At 69.5% G+C, this 13166-nt stretch carries 11 protein-coding genes; 5 read left to right on the top strand and 6 right to left on the bottom strand.

Annotated features, from left to right (window positions below; genetic code table 11):
* Position 1: 1 nt before the first annotated feature.
* The 4 genes from RJT50_RS01780 (at position 2) to dgoD (ending at position 6225) form a co-directional block, all read left to right on the top strand.
* Positions 2–1126 carry an ABC transporter ATP-binding protein gene (locus RJT50_RS01780; protein WP_313693501.1) on the top strand — a complete coding sequence of 375 codons (1125 nt, stop codon included), beginning with the start codon at positions 2–4 and terminating at the stop codon, positions 1124–1126.
* 234 nt (positions 1127–1360) lie between these two features.
* Entirely contained in the window at positions 1361–2392 is a 1032-nt protein-coding gene (locus RJT50_RS01775; RefSeq protein WP_313693500.1) for a Gfo/Idh/MocA family protein, read from the top strand.
* 618 nt (positions 2393–3010) lie between these two features.
* Positions 3011–5008: a beta-galactosidase gene (locus tag RJT50_RS01770; RefSeq protein ID WP_313693499.1), complete on the top strand. Its 1998-nt coding sequence runs from the start codon at positions 3011–3013 to the stop codon at positions 5006–5008.
* 68 nt (positions 5009–5076) lie between these two features.
* Positions 5077–6225, top strand: coding sequence for a galactonate dehydratase (dgoD, locus tag RJT50_RS01765; protein WP_313693497.1), 1149 nt, complete (start codon positions 5077–5079; stop codon positions 6223–6225).
* Between the two features lie 43 nt (positions 6226–6268).
* On the opposite strand, the gene RJT50_RS01760 is transcribed toward dgoD, so the two are convergent.
* From RJT50_RS01760 to RJT50_RS01750, 3 genes are all read right to left on the bottom strand, one after another.
* Positions 6269–7171 (bottom strand): dihydrodipicolinate synthase family protein, encoded by a 903-nt coding sequence (locus tag RJT50_RS01760; RefSeq protein ID WP_313693495.1) that lies wholly within the window; start codon positions 7169–7171, stop codon positions 6269–6271.
* Positions 7172–7228: 57 nt separating this feature from the next.
* Positions 7229–8302, bottom strand: coding sequence for a D-xylose 1-dehydrogenase Gfo6 (gene gfo6, locus RJT50_RS01755; protein ID WP_313693493.1), 1074 nt, complete (start codon positions 8300–8302; stop codon positions 7229–7231).
* A 188-nt stretch (positions 8303–8490) separates the two neighbouring features.
* Positions 8491–8919: a hypothetical protein gene (locus RJT50_RS01750; protein ID WP_313693491.1), complete on the bottom strand. Its 429-nt coding sequence runs from the start codon at positions 8917–8919 to the stop codon at positions 8491–8493.
* 75 nt (positions 8920–8994) lie between these two features.
* Here RJT50_RS01750 and RJT50_RS01745 point away from each other — a divergent pair, with 75 nt between their 5' ends.
* Complete coding sequence (locus RJT50_RS01745) at positions 8995–9882, top strand: fumarylacetoacetate hydrolase family protein (protein WP_313693489.1); 888 nt, start codon at positions 8995–8997, stop codon at positions 9880–9882.
* A 63-nt stretch (positions 9883–9945) separates the two neighbouring features.
* On the opposite strand, the gene RJT50_RS01740 is transcribed toward RJT50_RS01745, so the two are convergent.
* The 3 genes from RJT50_RS01740 to RJT50_RS01730 are packed head-to-tail and all read right to left on the bottom strand — an operon-like array spanning position 9946 to position 13163.
* Positions 9946–11061, bottom strand: coding sequence for a mandelate racemase/muconate lactonizing enzyme family protein (locus RJT50_RS01740; RefSeq protein WP_313693487.1), 1116 nt, complete (start codon positions 11059–11061; stop codon positions 9946–9948).
* Between the two features lie 54 nt (positions 11062–11115).
* On the bottom strand, positions 11116–12135 hold the full coding sequence (locus tag RJT50_RS01735) for an ABC transporter ATP-binding protein (protein WP_313693484.1): 1020 nt from the start codon (positions 12133–12135) through the stop codon (positions 11116–11118).
* Entirely contained in the window at positions 12135–13163 is a 1029-nt protein-coding gene (locus RJT50_RS01730) for an ABC transporter ATP-binding protein (protein ID WP_313693482.1), read from the bottom strand. The genes RJT50_RS01735 and RJT50_RS01730 overlap by 1 nt, the downstream gene beginning before the upstream one ends.
* Positions 13164–13166: the final 3 nt, after the last annotated feature.

Raw genomic sequence — 13166 nt, 5'->3', positions numbered from 1 at the left:
CATGACGCAAATCGATATCGACGGACTCGTCAAGAAGTACGAAGCGAACGAAGAGCACGACGTCGAGGGGAACAAGATCGTCGCGGTTGACGACGTCGACCTCCAGATCCGTGACGGCGAGTTCATCGTCCTCGTCGGCCCCTCCGGCTGCGGTAAGACGACGATGCTCCGGTGTATCGCCGGGCTGGAGACCATCACGGACGGCGACCTGCTGTTCGACGGCGACGAGGTGAGCGACCTGCGGGCGAGGGACCGCAACGTGGCGATGGTGTTCCAGAACTACGCGCTCTACCCCCACATGAGCGTCGAGGAGAACCTCGGGTTCGGGCTGAAGCTCTCGACGAAGCTCTCGACGCCCGAGATCACGGAACGCGTGGGGGAGATCGCCGAGATGATGGGCATCGGCGACCTGCTGTCGAAGAAACCCGGCGAGCTCTCGGGCGGCCAGCAGCAGCGCGTCGCGCTCGGGCGCGCAATCGTCCGGGAGCCCGACGTGTTCCTGATGGACGAGCCGCTCTCGAACCTGGACGCGAAGCTCCGCTCGGAGATGCGGACCGAGATCCAGGCGCTCCAGCACGAACTGGGGACGACGACGGTGTACGTCACCCACGACCAGACCGAGGCGATGGCGATGGGCGACCGCATCGCGGTCATCTCGGACGGTCGGCTCCAGCAGGTGGGGCCGCCCGAGACGCTCTACCGCGATCCGACGAACGAGTTCGTGGCGAACTTCATCGGGAGCCCGAGCATCAACTTCTTCGACGTGTCGATCGATGGAGCCACCCTCGTCGGGTCCGGCGGCTTCGAGTACGAGATGACGCACGCCTCGCTTGAGGACCGGCAGTCGGTTCGGCTCGGCATCCGCCCGGAGGACCTCGAGATCGACACCGGCGGGGGCGTGATGACGGTGACGGTCGTCGAGAACATGGGGAACGAGAACTTCATCTACGGCGACGTCGGCGGCAAGGAGGTCGTCGCCCGGACCGACGCGTCGGTCCGCCCGACCAGCGGCGACGAGGTGGGACTCGACTTCCCGCCCGAGGCCGTCTACCTGTTCGACACGAAGTCGGGCGACGCCGTCAAGACGAAGACCGACGGCGTCACGCCGCCCCAGCAGACGTTCTGAGCCGGTCCGTCATCGGCTCCGCCCGGTTTTCGATTGCCCATCACGACTGTCGCGAGCGCCGTCGTTCGGCGGCGTCCTCGGCCCCTTCGACCCCCGGCGGGCGCGTCTCTCTCCGGTTTCCTCACCCTGCCGTCGAAGTACACAAGTCGCTCGCGGGAGACGCGGTCGCATGGGTACACAGCGGCGGTCGTCGGTGCCGGAACGCGGTCCCACGAGTCGGGGGAGAGCTTCGGCATGGGGTACAAACACGCCGACGCCTACCGGTCCCACGACGACGTCGAACTCGTCGCCTGTGCGGACCGCAACAGGGAGCGGGCCGTTGCGTTCGCCCGGGAGTACGAGTTCGGCGTCGGCGACGTCTACGAGAGTCACGGCGCGCTCCTCGCGGCCGTCGAGCCGGACGTCCTGAGCGTCACCGTACAGCCGGCGTCCCACGAACGCATCGTCCGCGACGCGATCGACGCCGGGGTCGAGGCGATCCACTGCGAGAAGCCGATGGCGCGCACCGTCGGCGGCTCACGGGGGATGGCGGAGCGAGCGGCGAACCGGGGCGTACAGCTCACCTTCAACCATCAGCGCCGGTACGGGCGGCCGTTCCGCACGGCGAAGCGACTGCTGGACGACGGTGAAGTCGGGGCGCTCGAGCGCGTCGAGTTCGGCGCGGCGAACCTGTACGACTACGGCAGCCACTCCTTCGACCTCTGTAACTACTACAACGACGAGACCGCCGCAGACTGGGTGCTCGCCGGGCTCGACTATCACGAGCGGGACGTGCGGTACGGCGTCCACAACGAGAACCAGGCGATCGTCCAGTGGGAGTACGCCAACGGCGTCGACGGGTTCGCGGCGACCGGCGCCGGCCGGTCGCTCGTTGGCTGTCACAACCGGCTCGTGGGGACGGACGGCGTCATCGAGATCGGACCGGAGGCCGACCCGGGCGTCGACCTCCGCGTCCGCCGGGACGGCGCGGGCTGGGAGCCCGTCGAGACGGGCGAGGAGGGGCTCCACGACCCGATGAACGAGTACGTCCGGCGGGCGGTCGTCGACGCGGTGGACTCGCTGGACGCCGGGCGGTCCTGCGAACTCCACGCCGGAAACGCGCTGAACGCGACCGAACTGATCTTCGGCGCGTGGGAGTCGGTCCGGCGGAACGGGCGGGTCACGTTCCCGCTCGACGTCGACGACAACCCGCTCGAATCGATGGTCGAGGCCGGGGAGTTGACGCCGGCGTCCACGAGCGAGCCCGACGCGGGCGGAACCGAATAGCGCCAGTCGACGGGCGAACCCGCCGTCGTCCGTCGCCGGCTCCCACTCGACGCCGGTACGGAGCGGTCCGGATCGCCGGGGCCACCTCCTCGAACCGGTGAAGGTCGAACTCGTCGTCGCCGATCGTCAGCACGTCGATGCCCGGACAGCACGTCGATGCCGGGACGGTGGAGCGTCCGGGGCGGCGCCGTCCGGTTCCGTCGGAGACCGGGGCCGGGAGCGATTCTCGGTCGGGACCGACACGACCCGAGCGCGAGGAGTAACGAGTAGCGATACCGAACTCGATCCAGTATTACGACCACGACGGCCGCCGATCGCCGACCGTTCCGGCGACTCTGATCGGTGGCCGAGGGACGGCACGCTCTCCCTTACAACTCTAAGGCTGTCACAGACGCTCGCGCGACAGTGCTGGACCGAAGCGGTCAGGGGGACCCTCGAAGGTAGCAATGCTGAATAGTATCGTATTCATACTGTTCCGACTGCCCGCACAGCGGAACGGCATCGGCCGTTCGGTGCCGGGGCGACGAGCGATGGTGCGGCCAACCCGGGCGCGGACCGGGGCGGGCCCGACGGGTGGCGACCGGAAAGACATTTAGGGGGTGGCTCCGAGGTGCGGGTATGTCGATCGGCGTCTGCTACTTTCCGGAGCACTGGCCGGCCGAGCGGTGGGAGACCGACGTCCGCGAGATGGCCGACGCGGGCATCGAGTACGTGCGCATGGGGGAGTTCGCGTGGGGCCGGATCGAACCCGAGCGCGGCGAGTTCGCGTTCGGCTGGCTGGACGAGGCGCTCGACCTCGTCGACGAGTACGGGATGGAGGCGGTGCTGTGTACCCCGACCGCGACGCCGCCCAAGTGGCTGGTCGACGAGCACCCGGACGTCCGCCAGCGCGAGATGGACGGGACGCCCCGCGAGTGGGGGAGCCGCCGGTTCACGTGCGTCAACTCGCCGACCTACCGGGCGGAGACGGGACGGATCGTCCGGCGGCTGACCGAGCGCTACGCCGACCATCCCGCCGTCGTCGGCTGGCAGACCGACAACGAGTTCGGCTGTCACGACACGGTCACCTGCTACTGTGAGGACTGCTCGGAGGCGTTCAGCGCGTGGCTCGCCGAGCGCTACGACTCCGTCGAGGACCTCAACGAGGCGTGGGGGACGGCGTTCTGGAGCCAGCAGTACGAAGGCTTCGAGCGCGTCGAGCCGCCGGGCCCGACGCCCGCCGCGCATCATCCGACCAGGCTGCTGGAGTACGAGCGGTTCAGCAACGACAGCGTCGCCGAGTACAACCGGCTGCACGCCGACCTGATCCGCGAGGCGAACGACGACTGGCTGGTCACGCACAACTTCGTCGGCGAGATCTCGCTCGACGCGTACCGGCTCGCCGGGGACCTCGACTTCCTCTCGTGGGACTCGTACCCGACCGGGTTCGTCCAGGACCGCCAGCCCGAACCCGCGACGGCCGACCAGCTGCGGGCCGGCAACCCCGACCAGGTGAGCATGAACCACGACCTCCAGCGCGGCGCGTCCGACGGACCGTTCTGGGTGATGGAACAGCAGCCCGGCGACGTGAACTGGCCGCCCCGCTCGCCGCAACCGGCCGACGGGGCGATGCGCCTGTGGGCCCACCAGGCGGTCGCACACGGCGCCGACGCGGTGGTCTACTTCCGCTGGCGGCGATGCCGTCAGGGACAGGAACAGTACCACGCCGGGCTCCGTCGGCAGGACGGCTCGCCCGACCGCGGCTACCACGAGGCGGCGACGGCCGCGGACGAACTGTTCGACCTCGGTCCGGTCGACGCGCCGGTCGCCGTCGTCCACGACTACGAGAGCCTGTGGGCGACCGAGCAGCAGCCCCACGCCCCGGAGTGGGACTACTGGCACCACCTGCGGACCTACTACGACGCGCTCCGCGCCCGCGGACTGCAGGTGGACGTCGTCTCCCCGCGGGCGGACCTCGACGGCTACGACGCGGTCGTCGCGCCGACGCTCCACCTCGTCGACGACGCCCTCGTCGCGGCGCTGGCCGACTACGTCGAGTCGGGCGGGTCGCTCCTGCTGGGCGCGCGGACCGGCGAGAAGGACCGGTCCAATCAGCTCCACGACTCGCTCGCGCCCGGCCCCCTCTCGTCGCTCGCCGGCCTGCGAGTCGAACGCCACGAGACGCTTCCGGAGCGTCTCGACACGCGCCTCGAGTACGGCGGCTCGACCCACGAGTTCCGGACGTGGGCCTCGTGGCTCGACCCCGACGAGGGGACGGAGCTAGGGAGCTACCGCGGGGGAGCCGCGGACGGGAGCCCGGCGGTCGTCAGGAACGCCGTCGGCGGCGGGACGGCGACCTACTGCGGCTGCTGGCCCGACGACGCGCTCGTGGACGCGCTTATGACCGACCTGCTGGACGACGCCGGCGTCGACTACACGGATCGACTGCCCGAGGGCGTGCGCGTCATGCGGCGGGACGGCTACTGCTGGGTGCTGAACTTCACGAGCGACCGGGTGCAGGTCGCCGGCGCGGACGAGGACCGCTTCGTGCTCGGCGGGCCGACCGTCGAGGCCGTCGATCTGGCCGTGATCGACGCTCCCGAACGGGCCCTCGATCTGGACGTGCGGACCGCGTAGGCGACGACCGGATTCGCCGAAGCGCGCGCCGAACGAGTAAAGTTCACCCGCGACGGTGGTGTTTCCGGATGCACATCACTGACTACGCCGTGTACGCGGTCGAGCCGCGCTGGGTGTTCCTGAAGCTGACGACGAGCGACGGGCACGTCGGCTGGGGGGAGGCCGTGGGGCTCGGGGGGTACGACACCGTCACGGAGGCGATGGAGAAACTGCTGGACAGCTACCTCGTCGGCGAGAACCCCGCCCGGATCGAGGACCACTGGAGCACCATGTACCGGGGCGGGTTCTACCGCGGGGGGCCGGTGCTCATGGCCGCCATCGCCGGCATCGACCAGGCGCTCTGGGACCTCAAGGGGAAGGCGCTGGGCGCGCCAGTCCACGACCTGCTCGGCGGGCGAGCGCGCGACCGGATTCGGGTGTACGCGTGGATCGGCGGCGACAGGCCCGGTGAGGTCGCCGAGGCGGCCCGCGAGCGCGTCGAGGACGGCTTCACCGCGCTGAAGATGAACGCCACCTCCGAACTCCGCCGGATCGACGCCGCCGCGGAAGTCGAGGCGGCCCGCGATCGCGTCGCGGCCGTCCGGGACGAAATCGGGCCGGAGCGGGATATCGCGCTCGACTTCCACGGGCGGGTCGCAAAGCCGATGGCGCCGCGGCTTGCCGCCGCGGTCGACGAGTACGACCCGCTGTGGCTCGAGGAGCCGGTGCTCCCCGAGCACGAGGAGGCGCTGCCGTCGGTCGCCGCGAAGACGACGGCGCCGATCGCCACGGGCGAACGGCTGTTCTCCCGCTGGGAGTTCAAGCGTCTGTTCGAACAGGGGGCCGTCGACGTGATCCAGCCCGACCTCTCACACGCCGGCGGCATCACCGAGGTGAAGAAGATCGCCAGCATGGCCGAAGCGTACGACGTCGCGCTCGCGCCCCACTGCCCCCTGGGACCGATCGCGCTGGCCGCGTGCCTCCAGCTCGACGCCTGCACGCCGAACGCGCTCATCCAGGAACAGAGCCTCCACATCCACTACAACGAGGGGGCCGAACTCCGGGACTACCTCGCGGACCCGTCGGCGCTCGCGTACGAGGACGGCTACGTCGAGATCCCGGACGGCCCGGGACTGGGGATCGAACTCGACGAGGACGCGTTCCGGCCGCTCGACACCACGAACGACCCCGACGCGTCAGTCTGGCGCCATCCCGACGGGAGCGTGGCCGAGTGGTAGTCCGGCGGGACGTCCGCCGACCGATTCCCGGGGAGAGCGCGGGTTACGACTCCTCGAGGAGGGTGGAGACGGCCTCCCCGATCGCCTCGCACGCCGATTCGGCTGGCGGAACGAGCGGCGGCCTGACCGCCGCCGTCCCGTAGATCCCGCGGGCCACCAGGCCGGCCTTGACGGTCCCGGCGTAGCCGTGCGCGGCGGCGGCCTCGAGCAGCGGGCGGAGCCGGCGGGTCCGGTCCCTCGCGCCGCGGACGTCGCCCTCGCCCGCGAACTCGGCGATCTCGAGAAGCTGTTTCGGGGCGACGTTGGCGAGGCCGTTCACCCCGCCCGCGGCGCCGACCGCGACTCCGGTCCCGAGGAGCGAATCGGCGCCGACGAGCACCGGGAACGACGGTCCCGTCCGCGCCAGCACGCGGCCGAGATAGTCGACGTCGCCGCTCGAATCCTTGAGTCCGCGGACGCGTGGTCGCTCCGCCAGCGCGACCGCCACCTCGGCGGGAAGCGGTTCGCCGACCGGGCCGGGGAAGTTGTAGAGGAACACGTCGCCGCTCGACCGGGCGAGGACCGACTCGAAGAATCGGCGGTGTCCCGCCGGCCCGCTCGCGCCGTGGAAGTACGGCGGCGGGACGAGCGCCGCGTCGGCGCCGAGGTCGTCCACGCGGTCGACCCACCCGGCGGCGTCGACGACGCTCGTCGCGGCGGCGCCCGCGACGACCGGCACGTCCGCCGGCGCGGCGTCGACGGTCGTCCGGATCACCGTTTCGCGTTCCTCGTCGGTGAGGCTGGCGAACTCGCCGGTCGTCCCGACCGGCACGAGGCCGTCGATCCCCGCCTCGACCAGCCACTCGACGTGCGTTTCCAGCGTCTCGACGTCCACGCCGTCGGCCCCGCCGTCCCCGAGGAACGGCGTCACGAGCGGACAGAGGACGTCGGTCCCGTTCGGATCCATCACGGATTCACGTCGTCGCCCCAGGGTCATCACTGTGTGCTCCCGCGATCGCCCGTCTCAGTCGAGTTCGACCGTCCGTCCCGACGACGCCGCCTCGTAGATCGCTTCGATCGCCCGCATGTCGATCACGCCGTGTTCCCCGTCCGGGCCGATCTCGGCGCCGCTGAGCACGCGGTCGGCGAAGTAGTCGAACAGTTCGGTCATCTGGTTGACCCCCGGCGTGTCGAGCGCGACGCTGGTGCCGCCGCGGGTCACGCGGAGCTCCGTCTCCATGTGGTAGGCTGGCTCGACGTACAGTTCGCCCTCGGTGCCGACGAGTCTGAGGCTCGTCGAGGACTGGGCGTTCTGGCTGGCCGTACAGGCCAGGTACGTGCCGTCCGAAAACGTCGTCGTGAACGCGGCGTGTTCGTCGGGGACGTCGGCGAACGCGTCGTGCTCCGAGCGCATGACCCCCTGGACGGCGACGGGGTCGGCGTCGAGGAGGAACCGCGTCGTGTTCAGCGGGTAGATCCCGATGTCGGTCACCGTGGCGCCGGGCCCGGCCAGGTCCGGGTTCAGCCGCCACTGGTTCGGACTCTCGGCCAGGTCGACCATCGTCTGGGAGTTTGTGCCGATCGCGTGAACGGGGTCGCCGATGGCGCCGGCCCGGACGAGCTCCCTGGCGCGTCGGATCGCCGGTTCGGTCTGCATCCGGTAGGCGACCGCCAGCGGCACGTCGGCGTCCGCACAGACCTCGACCATCTCCCGGGCCCGCTCCACGCTGGCCTCGATCGGTTTCTCACAGAGGACCGCCTTCCCGAGTTCGGCGGCGGTTTCGACGTACGGCAGATGGAGCGCGTTCGGCGAGCAGACGTAGACGGCGTCGTAGGCGTCCGACGCGACGCCCTCGTGGAACTCGTCGTAGGTGAGCCCGTGCTCGACGGTCGCCCGTTCGGCCGCGACGCGGTCGGCCTTCTCCGTCGAGCCGCTGACCGCGACGGTCGTCTCACAGCGTTCCGCCCCGGTGATCGCGGGGATCGCCTGATCGAGCGTCCACCAGCCGAGCCCGATGACGGCGAGCCGGACGGTCCCGTCCGTGGCCGTCCGCCAGTCGCGCCTCTCGAAGCCGTCGAGGTATGATTCGAGACTCATTAGCAACGCCATCGGGGACGACGGTGATAAAACCGGACTCTCCGCGACCGCCCTCACCCACGAGCGAGTCCGATCCCGGCATCGCGGCGATGCCGGTCCGTCGGGACTCGATCGACGTCTTCGAGGCGGTCAAGGGGCTCGACCAGTGAGAGAACCATTCGAATAGTGATATACACATGTTTCGAATATTATTTTAGCTCCCGACGGCCCATCCGGGCCTGCTCGTCGATCCGCGAGTCGCGGCCGGAGAATCGTCGGATCGGAAGTACAGCAGGCGTCCACGGCTTCGGAGCCACGACGTCCGCGGCGTCGATGACGCCGCACTCAGTCGTTTCGTCGAACGACTGGCAGCGTTTCACCGGGCGAACGCGACCGAGCGTGACCATCGCGGAATCGGACTCGTGGACGACGATGGTCGGACCGACGTCGAAGGGGAAATCCGTGTGGCCGAGGACGAAAAGCACCCGGGTACAGTGATTCTTCCGGTTCCCTGAAGCCGAGGAGACGCCGGAAGCGTGAAAGTGGGAATCGAGGAGGGGCCGAGGCATTGTCTCGCTCGAATAACCATCAGAATTTTGTGAAGTAAGTAGAATATAAGATTTTCTGTCATATCTCATCGACTTCGATCGACCCGAGCCACGAAATTCCCCGTGGACCAAACGCTAATGCCACCCGTGAGCGATGGGAGTACCATGCGACTCGTTCGATTCACCAGCGACGGAACCACGTCCCGCGTCGGGGTCTCGCTGCCGGACGAGGGCGTCGTCGCCGACCTGCGGACGGTCGGCGAGGCCCTCGACGTCGGCGTCCCCGGGAGCACACGCGAACTCCTGTCCCAGCCACGCTGGCGGGAGAAGCTCGACCTGCTCGCGGCCCACGCCCGGGAGGCGGGCGTCGGAACGCACGACCGACCCGACGTCGATCTCCTCGCGCCGGTCGAGGACCCACAGAAGGTCATCTGCGTCGGCCTGAACTACGTCGAACACGTCGAGGAAACGGGCGAGACGGCCCCCGAGAACCCCGTCCTCTTCTCGAAGTACCCGACGGCGATCACCGGGCCCGACGCCCCGATCGCGTGGGACCCGGCGCTCACCGACGAGGTCGACTACGAGGTCGAACTGGCGGCCGTCGTCGGTCGGGAGGCGCGCCGCGTCGACGAGGCCGACGCGCGGGAGTACCTCGCGGGCTACACCGTGGCGAACGACGTCTCGGCCCGGGACCTCCAGTTCGCCGACGACCAGTGGGTCCGGGGGAAGACGCTCGACACGTTCTGCCCGCTCGGCCCCGAACTCGTGACCGGGGACGAACTCGGCGACCCCGAGGACCTCGCGCTGTGGGCCGATCTGAACGGCGAACGCCTCCAGGAGTCGACGACGGCCGACCTGTTGTTCGGCATCGACGAACTCGTCTCCTTCTGCAGCGAGGCGTTCACGCTCGTCCCCGGCGACGTCATCCTCACCGGGACGCCGCCCGGCGTCGGCGCGTTCCGGGAGCCGCCGATCTACCTCGAGGATGGCGACGAGATCACGGTCGGCGTCGAGGGCATCGGCGAACTCTCGAACCCCTGCCGACACGGCTGAGCGCGTTCGAACGCTCGCTCGACGCTCGGTCCCCGACGGTTTCGCGACCGGCCTGACGGACGCTCAGTCCAGCCGATACCGCTCCAGCTTCCCCTCGTCGACCGACACGCCGAGCCCCGGGCCCTCGGGGACCGGCATCGCCCCGTCGGCGACCGTGAGCGGCTCCTCGAGGAGATGATCGTCCCACGCCTGGTAGACGGTGTCCACCGCGAGGTTGATCGCCGGCGTGCTGGCGACCGCGTGCAACACGGCCGCCTTCTTGATCCCGAGGTCGAACCCGTCGTGGTGGGCGACCGAGACGCCGTGCTCGTCCGCCACGGCGGCCTGTCCCTTCAGCGCGAGCACCCCGCCGGCCGGCACGAGGTCGACGACGGCGACGTCGATGGCGTCCGCGCTGAGAAGCTGTGAGAGGTGCCGCGGGAAGTACGCGTCCTCGTTGATGCCGACGGGCGTCCTGAGCCGGTTCCGCAGGCGCTCGTACGTGCCGACGGAGTCGATGCGGATCGGCTGTTCGAGGTACTGGAGGTAGATTCCCTCGTCCTCCAGTCTGGCGCCGACGCGGACGGCGTCCTCGAAGCGCCACCCCTGGTTCGGGTCGACGCGGAACTCCAGTTCGCCGTCGACCTCCTCGTGCATCGCCACGACCCGCTCGACGTCCCGTTCCCAGTCCCTGCCCGCCTTCGTCTTGAGGACGTCGTACCCCGCCTCGAGCGCCCGGCGGGCGTACGTCCGGGACTCCTCCGGGTCGAGAATTCCGAGCGTGTTCGCGATCGGAACCTCGTCGGCGCACTTCCCGCCGATGAGCCGGTGGAGCGGCGCGTCGAGGTGCTTCCCCAGCGCGTCCCACATCGCCATCTCCACGCCGGCGACGTAGCCGTTCAGGTCGAGATACTCGTACTCGAACGAGCGGACGAACGACTCGATCTCCCAGACCTCCCGGCCGACCGCCGCCGGGATCACGTCGGCCTCCAGCACCCCGACCGTCGACTCGACCGACGGGGAGGGCCTGATCTCGCCCCAGCCCTCGATCCCGGACTCGGTCGTCAGCCTGAGCAGCACGCGTTCGACCTCCTCGACCGAGGAGGCGTTCCCGACGTACGGGGCGATGCCGCCCGCCTCGAGGGAGGTCACGGCCATCTCGACGGGGATCGCCTCGACGTCGGCGACGGTCGCGCTCATGGTCGACTCCTCGAACGGCCGGTCGGTGTGCGTGTGGATCGCAGGTACATCGTCTCAGGACTCATGGAGCGGGTGGATGCAGGCCACGTCGTGACCCGTCCGGCCCCGTTCTTTCAGCGCCGGTTCGGACTCGGTACACTCCTCGGTCGCGTACTCACAGCGCGGGTGGAACCGACAGCCGCTCGGGACGTCGGTCGGGCTGGGCACCTTCCCCTCCAGCTTCCCCCACGAGCGGGTCGCGCTCGGATCCGGGTTCGGGACCGAGTCGAGCAGCGCCTCCGTGTACGGGTGGGAGGGCTCGTGGATCACCTCCTCGGTCGGCCCGGTCTCCACGATCTTGCCGAGGTACATGATCATCGTGCGGTCCGCGAGGTAGTTGATCGTCGAGAGGTCGTGTGAGATGTACAGGATCGAGAGGTCCCGCTCTGCCTGCAGGCGCTCGAACAGGTGGAGGATGCCGGTCCGGACGCTCACGTCGAGCATCGAGACCGGCTCATCGGCCACGAGGAAGTCCGGATCGAGGATGATCGCCCGGGCGATACACACCCGCTGACGCTCCCCGCCCGACAGCTCCCCCGGGAGCTTGTCCAGGTACTTCTCGGGCGGCGAGAGGCCGACCTCCTCGAGCGTCTCGATGGTCCGGTCGGTCCGGGACTCGCGGTCGCCGATGCCGTGGATCTTCAGCGGCTCGGAGACGATGCGGGCGACCGGGAACCGCGGGTTCATCGCCTCGTACGGGTCCTGGAAGATGACCTGTGCCCGCCGCCGGAACGCCTGCATCTCGGAGCCGCCGAACTCCGAAAGCGGCTCCCCGTCGAACGTGATCTCCCCGCCGGTCGGCTCCTGGAGCCCGACCAGCAGTTCGCCGAGCGTCGACTTCCCGCAGCCGCTCTGACCCGCGAGCCCGACGATCTCGCCGCGGTCGATCGTCAATGCGACGTCGTCGACCGCCTTCAGGTGGCTCGGGTCCGAGAACAGCGACGAGAGCAGCGACGCCTCGCCCGTGGACCGGAACCACTTCCGGAGGTCGCGGACGTCGAACAGCGTCGAGGAGTTCGCTTCCTGTGCCGCCATCAGTCGTCACCTCCGGCTTCGAGCCAGACGTCCGATGACTCCCCGCGGCGCCTGAACTCGGCCGCCCGGTCCGTGTAGTGACACTTCGCGCGCTGCCCGTCGCCGACCTCGACCGTCGGCGGCTCGACGGCCGTACACTCCTCGGTCGCGAACGGGCATCGGTCCGTGAACCGACAGCCGGAGGGCGGGTGCCGGAGGTTCGGCGGCGACCCCGGGATGGAGACGAGCCGCGACGTGTCGCTCCCGCGCTCAAGCGTCGGGAACGCGTTCTTCAGCCCGATCGTGTACGGGTGGGTGCTGTCGGTGAACACGTCGGTCGTGTCCCCGACCTCCATCACCCGGCCGCCGTACATCACGGCGATCGTGTCGGCGATCTCGGCGACGACGCTCATGTCGTGGGTGACGAGCACGATGGCGCAGTTCACCTCCGCCTGGATCTCCGAGAGCAGCTTGAGGATCTCGTCCTGGATGACGACGTCGAGGCCGGTCGTCGGCTCGTCGGCGAGGATGACCGACGGCTCGAGTGCGAGCGCGAGCGCGATGACGGCGCGCTGGCGCTGCCCGCCCGAGAGCTCGTGCGGGTAATCGGAGAGCCGTTCCGCGTCGAGGCCGACGTCGACCAGCAGTTCCTCCGCCCGGGCCCGCGCCTCCCCCTCGGTCGCGTCGGTGTGTGCCCGAATCACCTCGATTATCTGTGCACCGATGCGGTACACCGGGTCGAGCGACGCCATCGCGTTCTGCGGGATGTAGGAGATCTCGGTCCACCGGACCTCCTCGTTCAGTCGCTCCTGTGAGAAGCCCACGAGGTCCTCGCCGCGGAACCGGATCTCCCCGGCCGACACCGAGCCGTTCTCGTCGAGGATGTCGACGAGCGACTTGATCACCGTCGACTTGCCACAGCCGCTCTCGCCGACGATGCCGAGCGTCTCGCCGGCTTCGACCGACAGGTCGACGCCGTCGACCGCGTGTACGTCCGCGCCGTCCTCCTCGTAGGTCACGCCGAGATCGTCGAGTTCGAGTAGTGTCATGGT

Origin of the sequence: Halobaculum sp. XH14 (assembly GCF_032116555.1) — an archaeon.
Lineage (GTDB): Archaea > Halobacteriota > Halobacteria > Halobacteriales > Haloferacaceae > Halorarum > Halorarum halobium.
The sequence above is the reverse complement of the archived record's forward strand: the minus strand, read 5'-3'. Positions and strand labels throughout refer to the sequence as shown.

What these genes read in the sequence shown, in the direction of transcription:
- RJT50_RS01745 (WP_313693489.1), top strand. Translation starts at nt 8,995, where the DNA reads ATGCGACTCGTTCGATTCACCAGCGACGGAACCACGTCCCGCGTCGGG.
- RJT50_RS01780 (WP_313693501.1), top strand. Translation starts at nt 2, where the DNA reads ATGACGCAAATCGATATCGACGGACTCGTCAAGAAGTACGAAGCGAAC.
- RJT50_RS01770 (WP_313693499.1), top strand. Translation starts at nt 3,011, where the DNA reads ATGTCGATCGGCGTCTGCTACTTTCCGGAGCACTGGCCGGCCGAGCGG.
- RJT50_RS01750 (WP_313693491.1), bottom strand. Translation starts at nt 8,919, where the DNA reads ATGAGATATGACAGAAAATCTTATATTCTACTTACTTCACAAAATTCT.
- RJT50_RS01760 (WP_313693495.1), bottom strand. Translation starts at nt 7,171, where the DNA reads ATGGATCCGAACGGGACCGACGTCCTCTGTCCGCTCGTGACGCCGTTC.
- RJT50_RS01730 (WP_313693482.1), bottom strand. Translation starts at nt 13,163, where the DNA reads ATGACACTACTCGAACTCGACGATCTCGGCGTGACCTACGAGGAGGAC.
- RJT50_RS01775 (WP_313693500.1), top strand. Translation starts at nt 1,361, where the DNA reads ATGGGGTACAAACACGCCGACGCCTACCGGTCCCACGACGACGTCGAA.
- RJT50_RS01740 (WP_313693487.1), bottom strand. Translation starts at nt 11,061, where the DNA reads ATGAGCGCGACCGTCGCCGACGTCGAGGCGATCCCCGTCGAGATGGCC.
- dgoD (WP_313693497.1), top strand. Translation starts at nt 5,077, where the DNA reads ATGCACATCACTGACTACGCCGTGTACGCGGTCGAGCCGCGCTGGGTG.
- gfo6 (WP_313693493.1), bottom strand. Translation starts at nt 8,302, where the DNA reads ATGAGTCTCGAATCATACCTCGACGGCTTCGAGAGGCGCGACTGGCGG.
- RJT50_RS01735 (WP_313693484.1), bottom strand. Translation starts at nt 12,135, where the DNA reads ATGGCGGCACAGGAAGCGAACTCCTCGACGCTGTTCGACGTCCGCGAC.